Below are 12,403 nucleotides of genomic sequence, written 5' to 3'. Positions count from 1 at the left end.
CTTAATTAGTTATAAATAGCAATTAGGTCTTTAGGTAGAAGTGTTTTACATTACATACCCCCTAAAGTATCATCAGTTCTCGCAGTAGAAACCAAAATTTGGTCAAGCGCTTCGGCAACAATAAAAATTTTTTACTACTTGGTCTGCTCAAATGAGCTTGATAGAAATTTAATGGATTTGCCTTAAAAGCAATATGACATTTGCTGATGGGCAACTATTTCATGTGTAAGTCTTGCTATTTGATTTACTTTTATAGGATGAGAAAGGCATCCTTGATAGCGTGGCAAGCAAGCTATCTAAAAACAACTAGGACAGATGTTGAATAATAGGAAAAGCTCACTACCATGTTTAACTGCTAGCATCGCTTTACGAGTGCTTCTAGCTCTGACACCCACCCTTGGCGTTTTTACTATTGCGATTGAGCCAATACTAGCAAGCCAACCCGCTCCAAGAAACAGGCTCACGCAACTTGAAATTCGCCTTCTACGGGATTTAATTGACGGTCACAACTTTGCAATTGAAATGTCGGAGGTATGTTTGCGGAGGGCTACACTTCAAGAATTGAAATCGCTTTGTCGTCAGGTCATTACCGCTCAACAGCAAGAAATTCAAACGATGCAGTCGTGGCTTAGTAACTGGTATGGCATCTCGTATTCACCAACATCGAACAGATTTGGTCAAAATGTAATAAATCAGCTATCAAGGTTGAGTGGAGACGATTTTAATATCATGTTCATGAAGACTTTGACCTCACACCACTGGGGTGCCATTATATTTGCTGGAGAGATTATTGACCGCAGTTATCATGTAGAATTTGTAAACTTAGGTGCCAATGTTGTCACTCAGCAAACAAGGGAAATCAATCAGCTGCGAAGCTGGCTCAAAAAAATCTACAATATAGACTATGTTGGAGCAGCGGCTGCGGGTTCGGCTGTTGATCCCCCTAACACTGAACACAATCTTCTTTATCCAGAGTCACATTCAGATTAATTAACTAACGTGTAGTAATACATGAAAGTGCTTTACCCCTGTGTTACTAGCTGAACCTTTTAGAGGTGTGCTACGTCTAGTTTTTATCTCTCGACGTAGCAACAAACCGTAAAATTCAACTCTTGCAACACTACCCTTACTTCAAGGCTTTGTTATGCTTAAATTCCAAGAATTTCGGCAATAAAATTGAATAGCATCTTAGTATCAACTTATGATATTGATTGATTCTCAAAAACTGCTTTTGGTACTTTGCCATCCTCTACAACTGACATAGTATGTTTAGGCAACAAGAACTTACCAAACTTAGCATATAAAGCTGGTAAGACCATTAAAGTTAATGCTGTAGAAGTAAACAATCCGCCCAAAACCACTACAGCTAAAGGCTGTAATATTTCTTTCCCTGCACCTGTACCAATTACTAAAGGTATCATTCCTAAAGCTGAAGTGAGAGCCGTCATCAAAATGGCGACCAATCGCTCCGTTGAACCCTCAAAAATTACTTGCTGTAAAGGCATTCCCTGTGCAATCTTGCCGTTGTAGTTATCTACTAGCAGTAGTCCGTTACGTGTTGCTACACCAAATAGAGTAATAAATCCTACTAAGGAAGCGATAGAGATAATCCCGCCCCCCAAAGCAATAGAAAATATACCTCCCACCAAAGCCAAAGGTAAGTTAATCATGATCATCAGCATGGCAGCAACAGATTTAACTGCGAAGTACATTAAGACTGCAATGATGACCAACGCTAATCCCCCAAAGACTAGCAAATTTTGGGTGGCTCGTTGCTCTGATTCAAACTGACCGCCGTATTGGATAAAATACCCTGTAGGTAACTGTATCGACTGACGGACTTTGTTTTGAATTTCCTCCACCACAGAGCCTAAATCTCGACCGGAGACATTCGCAGAAACAACAATCAAGCGAGAAACATTTTCCCGATTAATTGTGTTAGGGCCAGTTCCATAATCAATACTGGCGACCTGAGCTAGAGGTATTTTTTGCCCTGTAGGTGTATCTATTAACAAATTGCGGATGATATCTAAATTATTGCGTGATTCTAGCTGTAACCAAACCACCAAATCGAATAATTGTTGGTCTTTGAGAACTTGTGATACAACTCGTCCATTAAGCGCAGTTTCTACCATCTCAGTCAGATTACCAACAGTTAAACCATAACGAGCGGCTGCTTCTCGGTTGAATTGAATTTGCACCTGTCTAATGGGGACTTGGGGTTCGAGTTGTAAATCCACTAGTCCCAGAATTCCAGTCATAGCCGACTGAACTTCAGATCCGACTTGACGTAATTGGGCTAAATCAGGGCCAAAGATTTTGACTGCGATCGCACTTCTTACCCCAGATAATACCTCATCCATGCGGTGCGAGATAAAGCCGCCAATATTGGCAGCAACTCCAGGAATCTTACCAAACTCCTCCCGCAGCTTCTCAATACTCCCTTTTCGATCTTTTAATCCTTCTGCACTCAATTCCACATCTAAATGTCCCAAATTCACCCCCCCTGCATCCGCATCACCAGCAGCGCGTCCAGCTCGTAACTGCACCGTCTTAAAACGCTTGTCGTCTTTCAGCGCATCTTCCAACGCGAATCCAACTTGGTTTGTCGCCTCCAGAGAACTTCCTGGATAAAGCAGAACTGTATTCACTAAGGATGGTTCTTGAAACTCTGGTAAAAATACCCTTCCCAAACTCGGTAAAATTACCAAAGAAGCTACTAATGATGCTCCCGCAACTACCAAAATAATTGTGGGGAAACGGATGGCAAAATTGACAAGAGGTCGATAAATGCGTTGTGATAAAGCACTTACCCAAGTATCATCGGCGGGTAATTGACGATTTGCTAGTAATATCGCACAAAGTGCAGGGGATAAAGTCATTGCCACTAATGTAGAAGCAAAAATTGATATCAAATAAGCAACACCCATTGGCGCAAATATTCGACCTTCCACACCTGTAAGCATGAAAATTGGTGCAAAGACAACGGCGATAATCACCGTTGAGAAAATCACACTAACTCTAACTTCTACAGAAGTATCATAAACAACCTTAAAGGGATGCACCGGATTACTTGCTACTTGGTTCTTCCGCAGACCTCGATAACAGTTTTCCATATCTACAATCGAGTCATCGACCACCGAACCAATGGCGACAGCCAGACCACCCAGCGTCATCGTGTTGATACCCTGGCCAAATAAGCCCAGAATCATCATGCCAATTAAGACTGATAAGGGAATGGCGCTGAGGGTAATAATCGCGGTGCGCCAGTTCATCAAAAACATCAACAAGATGATGGAAACGATGATAATGCCATCGCGTAGAGAACTGGTAACGTTTTCAATAGCAGCTTCAATAAAGTTTTCTTGACGGAAGGTTTCTATGACTTTGACATCTTTAGGTAAACCTGCTTTAATTTCGGCGATCGCCTTTTCCACAGCTTTAGTAACCGTGGGAGTATCATTCTGTGGCTGCTTGTTGACCATCACCACAATTGCTGGCTGACCATCCAAACTGCCATCACCACGTTTTAAAGCTGCGCCAATGCTGACATCTGCCACATCTTGTAGTAGTACAGGCGTTCCGTTTCGTGCCGTTATTGCAGACTTCCCCAGTTGCTCAATTGACTCGATGCGCCCCAAGCCACGAATAATTAGCTCTTGGTCTGGATTGACTAAAAACCCACCCGCAGCATTGATGTTAGCTCCTCTAGCCGCAGATGTGACTTCATCTAAGGTGACATTGAAAGCTTTTAATTTCGCTGGGTTAACCAATATCTGATACTGGCGAATATCACCACCATAAGCAATTACTTGGGAAATACCCGGTACAGCTAGCAATCTATTGGTGACATCTCGGTCAACTAAGCGCCGCACTTCCATAAGTGGGGTTGATTCAGCAGTGAAGGCGTATTGTAGAACTGTGCCAATGGGGGAAGAAATAGGCGAAATTTGGGGATTTTCCACGCCCTCTGGTAATTTTTGCTGTACTTGTTGCAATCGTTCTGTTACTAGTTGACGAGCTTGATAAACGTCAGTCCCCCATTTAAAAATGACTTTGACAACGGAGATGCTGACAGCAGAGGAAGAACGTACTGTTTCTACCCCTGGTGTACCATTCACTGCACTTTCAATCGGCAAGGTAATTAGTGTTTCTACTTCTTCTGGTGCTAATCCTGGAGCTTCGGTTTGAATTTCAACTTGAGGCGGAGCAAAGTCAGGAAAGACATCTAGGGGCATCTGGGTGAGGTTATATGTACCCCAAATTGTGACTACAATCGCTCCTAGCACAACTATCCAACGTTGGATAATTGACCACTTAAGGATAGCATTTAACATATTTTGTTCAATTAATGTTCAATAAAATTACGCCAAGGTTGAGTTCAACTAAGATTGTGGATGCTGAGAGTCTTTTTGCTCATGCACAACTGTCGATCTAGATAAAACTGGCGACTTAGAGTTGTCGTCATAAATCTCTGTTTCAGAGACAGGAGGGTCTAACTCTGAGTTATTTATTAGTATTAAAGGCGACTTACTGCGACGACCAGCCCAAAAAGTACCTGCCATAAAAGCTAGAGTAGCTAGAGTAGCTCCCCCTCCTGCTGCAATCCACCAGGGTAGTGGTAAGCTAAACGTTTTAACCTCTGTTGTCTGTGAGGGAACTGCACCATGCTCATCTTCTTTTGGTTTGGTATCACCTCGCAGAGATTGTGCATAAAGTTGCGGTGCGCGCACAGTGACAATCATATCTCCCTCAAATAAGCCACTCTTGACCTCAACCATATCTCCAGAGGTTTGCCCTAAAGTCACTTCAACTGTTTGGTAAGCATTACCATTTTGCACGTAAACAACTTTCTTACCATTCGCGTCAACCACTGCCGAGGTAGGAATAGCTGAAATAGTAGAGGACGTTTGGTCTGTTAAGACTTCTAGCTCGGCGAACATTCCTGGTTTGAGTTGCCCACTAGAGTTATTCACTTCTGCTTGTACTGGTACAATTCTTGTTTCTCCTTCTACCGCCGTACCAATTCGGGAAATTCGTCCAGAAAAGGTACGCTCAGGCACACTAGCTACTTTTAGAGTCACCCTTTGACCAGTTTTTACCTTGCTTAAATCTTTTTCATAAATGTTAGCTGTGGCGAAAAGCCGACTGTCATTGGCAATCGTCATCAATTTACCACCTGCATCATTAAAAGTTTGACCAATAGTAACTTCTCTATCAGCAACCTTACCAGAGATGGGAGCGGTTACTGTTACTAGTCCCTTAGCATTGGGAAGGTTTTCCAGCTGAGCAAGTCGAGTTTGATAACTAGTGTTACTGCGATTAATATTTGACTTTGCTAGCTGAACTGATGCTTGAGCGCGTTTAAGTTGATTTTCTGCCCCGATAACGTCCCGACGGCTGTTAGCTTTAGTAAGTTCGGCTTTTGCCTGCGCTAGCTGGGTCTGGGATTCTAAAGCATTGCGTCGGGGTAAAGCCCCTTCAGTGGCTAACTGTTTGTCTTTGTTGTACTTTTCTTGAGCAAAGTCAACTTGACTCTGTGCTTGGGCAATTTCAGAGTCAGCTATTTGTTGATATCTTTGGTAATTTTGTTGAGCCAGTCTTAAGTCAGCTTCCGCCAGTTGTAAATCAGCTTGACCTTGTGCTAATTTGTCCTGAGATTCCACACGTAACGTCACCAAGCCTGGACTAGTAACAACAGCAACAGGTTGACCTTTCTTTACTGACGCACCTGGTTCCACCAACAATTCAATAACTTTCGCCCCTTCAATTGGGGTGGTCACTTCTACTTTTTGGTTAGGAAGAGTCTCTATTTGTCCAGTAGTTTTAATGCCAATAGCTAACCTTTGACGTTGGACTGGCTCGACTTTAATCCCTAACCGTTTGGCTGTGTCGGCATCAACCTGAATAGAATTATTAGTTGAAGTGGCTTCACTTCCTCCTTGAAATTCGTCTCCATGTCCGCCATGAGCCAGAACAACTGCGGGACTTGCTAATAACAACAGGCTCAGGAATGTGCCAGAAAAACAACGAATAGCTGTAGGTGTTTGGGAAAGCAGAGAGTTAGACATCGCTACTAAAAATCCTTGAGTATGTATGGGAGAGAAGAAATTGCGAACGGTCAAAAGTACTTTTAAATTTTAGAAATACACTCTTCTACTAGTCTTTCATTCAGAAATGAAATTAGGATGAAATCGAGCTTTGACCGCTCTTAAAATCAAATCGCTCTAAACATTACTAAAATTTACAGCACTTACGGCAGCTATGAGGTACATCCCCAAATCTGAAAGCTTTGATAGGAGAGGGCAAGGAGAAAAACTGTATTGCATAATAGCCGGAAGCGCTGTAAGGGCAGCAAATATTTCTTGTCTATTGGCTCTGCATACTCGCTTCATGCTTCACACACATACTTTTGCTTACTGGTTATACCAAGTTTTTCGCCACTGTTTCATTTCGTTAATCTCTGCTTGCTGTGAATCAATAATGCTTTGAGCCAATTTCTTGATTTCAGGACGCTTAGACTTACTTACTGCATCTTGAGCCATCGTAATTGCACTTTCATGATGGGGAATCATTGCATTTATGAACCGCAAGTCAAACTCAGTATCGGCGGCTCCTAAATCCATATTCATCATCATGCCTTGCATTTGTTCGTCACGCATTGCGACTGTTTTACCTGTTTTCGCATCATAAGCCACCGGGGTACTGCTTGCTTCGGGATACCAAGCTGTGCGCCACTGTTTCAACTGAGCGATTTCTTTATCTTGATCTTTAATAATTTCCGAAACCAACTTTTTGATTTCAGGACGTTTCGATTTCTCCTGTGCAACCTTCGCCATCTCCACTGCTCCTTGGTGGTGCGGATTCATCGCATCAATAAACCGCAAATCATAATTAGCATCGGCTGATCCTAAATCCATTGCCATATTATGGTTCATCGTGCTACCACCATGATTCATCATGCCACCGCCGTGATTCATCGGTTGCTTATTACTAGTATCAGTGGCGGTGGTAGTAGGGTTTGATGCTTGGTTTTGGGAAGTAGTTGTAGAACAGGCTATTAACAAGCCGCTGGGAACAGAGGCGATCGCTACTAAGGTCAATGACAAAAAGCTGTTTTTCAGAATAGAAAGTTGCATAGTGATTATCTAAATGTTTCCTGATTTCATTTTGCAATCTCCAGTTTACTGGAGAGTCAACCCTTTAAGTGATTTATTTTTTGCTTAAGTAATAAAATCATCTAAGTAACTGATTGCTGACAATGCAACTGTTGTACTTACTAGATAGTTTGACAGCCGAAGATGAAATTAGGATGAAATTAAAGGTTCCTGCTCTCAGCAAAGACTAGCTACAAGAAATTAGAAGATTGTAGTACATTACTACAAAACCTAAAGTTCTAATTCTTTTGTGACACCTCGCTTTGATTTGCCGACCTTAGCTCCAGAGTTTAGATATGGCAAATAATTATGTTATGGAAGTAACGTATTTAAAATAATTTGCGTTTATAGTAAACATAAGTAAATCTAATATGATAAAGCTAAAATTATTGATTGGAGGAATAGTACTCATCCCGCTAGTCGCTGTCTTATGTGACCTTGGTTTCAGAAGATTTTGGTTTTCAGAACGCTCAGACCATCAAACATTAGTCAAAAAACCAGAACAACTCAGTGCCAGCGCGGTGAGCAATCAGCATAGTTTGGCATCTAATAAAGCTATTGTTGCACAAGTGAACAGTTACATCTTTACAGTCCCTAATGAGTTTCAGGGAAAAATCATTCAGCAGGCACAGCTGAGTAAACCAGACAAAGTTATTGCACTGACTTTTGATGATGGCCCCGCACCTAAATACACGCAACAAGTGTTGCAAATCCTGAAGCAACAAAATATTAAAGCAACGTTCTTCTGTGTGGGAGAGATGGTGCATTATTTTCCCCAAATTGCCAAGCTAGAGGTAGCCGATGGCCACGCGATTGGTAATCATACGTGGCATCACTGGTATCGGCATATGAACCTGTCTGTTGCTGCGCGTGAGATTGAGTCCACCGCAACAGCTATTTACCAAATTATGGGAGTAAAAACTTTTCTGTTTCGTCCGCCTTATGGCATCCTCAACAATGGTGTAGCTGATTACGCTCAAAAGAATAATTACGCTGTTCTCATGTGGTCAGATGACTCGATCGACTATCGCCGTCCTCCAGTATCCAGACTCGTCAATAATGTGCTGAAGGACGCAAAGCCTGGTGGCATAGTACTGATGCATGATGGTGGTGGCGATCGCTCACGCACTGTTAAGGCTTTACCACAAATTATCGCTTCACTCAAACAGCGTGGTTATCGGTTTGTAACCATACCAGAATTGTTAGAAATACAGGAACAAAAAACACCGTTGGTAACAACAGCACAGTTTCATAAAGGGAATAAAGGTACATAAAATATCAACTCATTACTTTACCTGATGCAAGCTATCTGTATTCTTTTTTTATACAAATTATCTTGTTTTAATTACTTACTTCTAAATTTAGATTAAACATTCTTAAGAAAATACTCAAACATCCATATTTACATATCAAGATGAAATTAAGATGAAATAATTATCAGCCGTTGGAAATAAATTACAATCATGCCATTAGGGAGATGAAGTTTACCCTTGGAACCTCTTAAGTTGAGGCGAGAAAGTTTTGTCATCAGATGTGTATGGCGATAGCATAAATTATTTACCCTTTTGCTTAGTATAAGGTGATAGTACGCAGATACGACAGCGGCTTCAAACTAGAGTAGTGACCGCATAAACACAACGCAAAACAATCACTACAAGGAAAATTAAGGAGGGAGAATGGCTAATATTGGTTTATTTTTCGGCACTCAAACAGGTAATACTCAAACTGAAGCGGAAACAATTCAAAAGGAATTTGGTGGAGAAGACGTAGTAACGTTAAATGACATTTCACAAGCTGAACCAAATGATTTTAAGGATTACAGTTATATCATCATCGGTTGCCCTACCTGGAATATTGGTGAATTGCAAAGTGATTGGGAAGATTTCTATGATGAGCTAGATAACATTGACTTTAGTGGCAAAAAAGTTGCTTATTTTGGAGCAGGCGATCAGGTTGGTTATCCTGACAGTTTTCAAGATGCAATAGGGATTATAGAAGAAAAAATTTCAGAAAAGGGTGGTGAAACAGTTGGCTATTGGTCAATAGATGGTTATGAATTTAGTGAATCTAAAGCCGTCCGCGATGGTAAATTTGTAGGTTTAGCGCTTGATGAGGATAATCAATCTGATTTAACGAATGAACGAATTAAAGCTTGGGTCGCTCAACTTAAGCAAGAGTTTGGTTTATAAAAGGTATAAAGTCTCGCATTGAACAGGCGCAGTTCTGAACTAGCCTTCTCACTCAAGCTTATTTAACTTAGGTAACGTTGATAATCATTGTTAAGCCACCCCCACCTTCCACCTCAACGTTATCGTTTGTTGCGTGATGGGCAATGTGGCAATGTAGCAACCATTTACCCTTTTCACGAGCTGTCCAAATTACGTCGTAGCGTTCACCGGGAGCTACATTGATAGTATCCTTTTCAATTTGGGCAGTGGCCGGTAGGAGATTGCCATCTGTTTCAATAATTTTGAATGGGCCACCATGAATATGCATTGGGTGGATGAAGGCATTATTTGAGCCAATGAAGCGGAAGCGGATTTTTTGACCAATTTTGGCGTTTATAGTTTGGGTAGAGGGATAAGCTTTACCATTAATCGTGAAGAAGTTAGGCATTAGCCCTTCCATCGGCATTGCTGGGAAGGTGTAGCCTTGCTTTACTGTCCACTCTTGAAGCTGAACCACAAAGTCTTGATCGTAGGTAGGAGTTTCTGGTTTATTCTTGGGATCGATAATTAATGCACCGTACATCCCTAAAGTTTGCTGGCGGTCTACATCTTTGTGAGAGTGGTAAAAGTAAGTGCCTGCTTGCTTAACAGTGAATTCGTAGATATAGCTTGCACCAGGTGCAATTGGCTTTTGGGTAACATCGGCTGGCCCGTCCATATTGTTAGGTAAAATCATGCCATGCCAATGTACTGTCGTTGGTTCTGGTAAGTTGTTCTTGACTACAATCCGGACACGATCGCCTTCAGTAACTCGAATCTGCGGCCCCGGAACTTGACGGTTGAAAGCATAAGCAGCTACCTGAACATTTGGTAAAATATTCCATTTGATCAAAGAAGCATCAAGGTTAAAGACCTTCACACCATTCTCTAGCTTAGGCGTTAGAGTCTGATCCCCCCGTGCATCAACAGGGGCAGTGTAGGCTATCTTTGTCAAGTCTACTGCTGCCATGTCTGCCATTGCTTCCATACTCATATCAGAGGTCATAATCATTCCTGGGGGCATGACTAAACCATTCATTTGAGTGACACTACTCATGGGTGCAGGCGATAGCGATGATATTGGAGTCGGAAATTTGGTGCCACTCATATTCGTCCCAGGCATTGACTTGTTGTCGTTATTCATATTCATCCCAGGCATGGATTGGTTGCCCATATTCATTCCCGGCATGGACTCAGGCTGCATATTCCTAGCACTCATGGTAAAGTTGCCGTAGAGTGCGGCGATAAAAACACCAAATGCTAAGGCTAATAGTGTTAACAGCGTTACTGCTAGAAGTTGCGATCGCGTTGCTTTGGGTTTCATTGACATACTTGCGTGCGAATCGGCAGCAGAAGAATTCATATCTATATTTCGACGGGTTTTCATAGTTACATTCCTTCCATAGCCTGGTCTGTGTCAGCATGGGATGCAGGTACTTTATCGGAAGTTGCTGTAATTTCTTCTCTTTCAGCAGCTAAACTGTGACCACCTTTACCTAATGCCCGGACGGTTCGCATCCCATGTTTTAGACCAACAGCAACGAGCCACATATTGACGGGAAAAGCAACTACAAATCCTACTACAGTTGCCAAAGACATCACACCCCAGAACCGAATTGAGGTTGCCTCCACCGCTGTCATATCATGGCTCATCAGGATCACCATCACTGGAATCATTCCCGCCATCACTGCATTCATTGAGAGCCATTCCGGCATAAAAGAACGCCGGACGGCTTTGAGATATGAACCACCCAGCATATCTTTCATAAACAAAGATTGAAAAACAAACAGCCCAAAAGCAAAACCGAAAAAATACTCAGAAATTACATCAAGCCACATGGGTAGTCCGAGGGTCATGGTAATTGCAGCAGCAACGATAATTCCCGTTGCATCACCAGCTAAACAGTGAATTGTCGAACCAACAGTCTGTTTCCACAATGGTTTGACAAATTCCTCATGCTGCATTGGAGCTGGTTCCTTACAAGACAGAATGTACAGCGCTGCGCCAATTACTCCTGTGTAGAGAGTCACTAATAGCCATCCCCACTTCATTACAGTTAGTTCAGGATTACTGGTGAACGCATCCCAGGCTACATAGACCACTGAGAGGACTGTCAGACTAAACCAAACAATCAAAACACTATCAATCAAAGCAGAGCTTTTGAAGTTTGCCTCATTCATGCCAGACATATTCATGCTGGGCATATTTGAGTTGATCGCAGGCTGAAATACAGGGGGGCTTTGAGCAATAGAATTGGGAATGCTCTCAATAGAATTAGGTGACTTTTGACTTACTCCCAAGCGTGGCGTTATTAGCACTAATCCTAGAGTTAGTGTCAATAAAACTATCCTTAAAATTGATTTGGAGCGCATATTTACCTTTGAATTTACAGCAAGCCACTTCTTAAAAAGCGTCTTTCATTAAGGAGTACTAGCTGGATATAAAAATCAGGTTTGAATCTTGGTAGGTATACTAAGCCTCTAGGCTTTGTTAACCGAGCTTTGGACTAATCTGGATTTTCAGAAATCAAATAGAAATCCTATATACTCTTGTCAGTAGCAAAAATTAGCGCAAGGTGAAAAACTCTTCCGCAGCTGAAGGATGAATACCAATTGTTGCATCAAAATCTTTTTTAGTGATACCTGTCCGAATAGCAAGTCCAAGACATTGAATAATCTCAGCAGCGTATTCACCGACCATATGAGCGCCGAGTACCCTGTCTGATTTGTTATCAACTACTAATTTAATCATAGTTTTCTGTTCCGGTTCAGCAATGGCATCGAAAAGAGGTTGAAACCTTTGGGAATAGCAGCGTATTGATTCTCCAAATTTTTCGCGTGCTTTAGCTTCAGCCAAGCCAACCGTAGCCGCTTCCGGTCTAGAAGAAAGTGCTGAGGGAATGCACTCTAAATTCACAGTTCGGGGCTGATTACCAAACACAGTGTCAGCAAAGGCACGACCTGTGGCAATGGCGACAGGAGTCCAATGGGGTCGGTCAGTGCAATCTCCAACAGCAAAAATATTAGCCTGAGTAGTAC

The 12,403-nt window shown here is 42.0% G+C and carries 8 protein-coding genes and 1 pseudogene; 3 read left to right on the top strand and 6 right to left on the bottom strand.

The features are described 5' to 3' along the window. Positions 1–315: 315 nt before the first annotated feature. The gene (locus tag IQ229_RS00980; protein WP_162398314.1) at positions 316–990 is read left to right on the top strand and encodes a DUF305 domain-containing protein; all 675 of its coding nucleotides are present in this window, start codon (positions 316–318) and stop codon (positions 988–990) included. 209 nt (positions 991–1,199) lie between these two features. Here the strand turns inward: IQ229_RS00980 and IQ229_RS00975 are convergent, their stop codons facing one another. From IQ229_RS00975 to IQ229_RS00965, 3 genes are all read right to left on the bottom strand, one after another. Beyond that, positions 1,200–4,337 (bottom strand): efflux RND transporter permease subunit, encoded by a 3,138-nt coding sequence (locus IQ229_RS00975; RefSeq protein ID WP_162398315.1) that lies wholly within the window; start codon positions 4,335–4,337, stop codon positions 1,200–1,202. A 48-nt stretch (positions 4,338–4,385) separates the two neighbouring features. Then, on the bottom strand, positions 4,386–6,071 hold the full coding sequence (locus IQ229_RS00970; protein ID WP_162398316.1) for an efflux RND transporter periplasmic adaptor subunit: 1,686 nt from the start codon (positions 6,069–6,071) through the stop codon (positions 4,386–4,388). A 345-nt stretch (positions 6,072–6,416) separates the two neighbouring features. Further along, a complete protein-coding gene (locus IQ229_RS00965; protein WP_194040464.1) occupies positions 6,417–7,139 on the bottom strand; it encodes a DUF305 domain-containing protein in 723 nt (240 codons plus the stop codon). Positions 7,140–7,528: 389 nt separating this feature from the next. Between IQ229_RS00965 and IQ229_RS00960 the strand changes: the two genes are divergently transcribed. Next, positions 7,529–8,431 carry a polysaccharide deacetylase family protein gene (locus tag IQ229_RS00960; RefSeq protein WP_162398317.1) on the top strand — a complete coding sequence of 301 codons (903 nt, stop codon included), beginning with the start codon at positions 7,529–7,531 and terminating at the stop codon, positions 8,429–8,431. Between the two features lie 402 nt (positions 8,432–8,833). Continuing rightward, the gene (fldA, locus tag IQ229_RS00955; protein WP_162398318.1) at positions 8,834–9,346 is read left to right on the top strand and encodes a flavodoxin FldA; all 513 of its coding nucleotides are present in this window, start codon (positions 8,834–8,836) and stop codon (positions 9,344–9,346) included. Positions 9,347–9,413: 67 nt separating this feature from the next. Here the strand turns inward: fldA and IQ229_RS00950 are convergent, their stop codons facing one another. The 3 genes and pseudogenes from IQ229_RS00950 to IQ229_RS00940 form a co-directional block, all read right to left on the bottom strand. Beyond that, positions 9,414–10,751 (bottom strand): multicopper oxidase family protein, encoded by a 1,338-nt coding sequence (locus IQ229_RS00950; protein ID WP_162398319.1) that lies wholly within the window; start codon positions 10,749–10,751, stop codon positions 9,414–9,416. A 2-nt stretch (positions 10,752–10,753) separates the two neighbouring features. Then, positions 10,754–11,704: a DUF4396 domain-containing protein gene (locus IQ229_RS00945; protein ID WP_228012955.1), complete on the bottom strand. Its 951-nt coding sequence runs from the start codon at positions 11,702–11,704 to the stop codon at positions 10,754–10,756. Positions 11,705–11,930: 226 nt separating this feature from the next. Further along, positions 11,931–12,403, bottom strand: a pseudogene (locus tag IQ229_RS00940) (glutathione-disulfide reductase); the annotation flags it as partial.

The organism is Nostoc cf. edaphicum LEGE 07299 (assembly GCF_015207245.1).
Classification (GTDB): domain Bacteria; phylum Cyanobacteriota; class Cyanobacteriia; order Cyanobacteriales; family Nostocaceae; genus Nostoc; species Nostoc edaphicum_B.
Note: the sequence above shows the minus strand (reverse complement) of the source record. Positions and strands in the feature narration are given on the sequence as shown.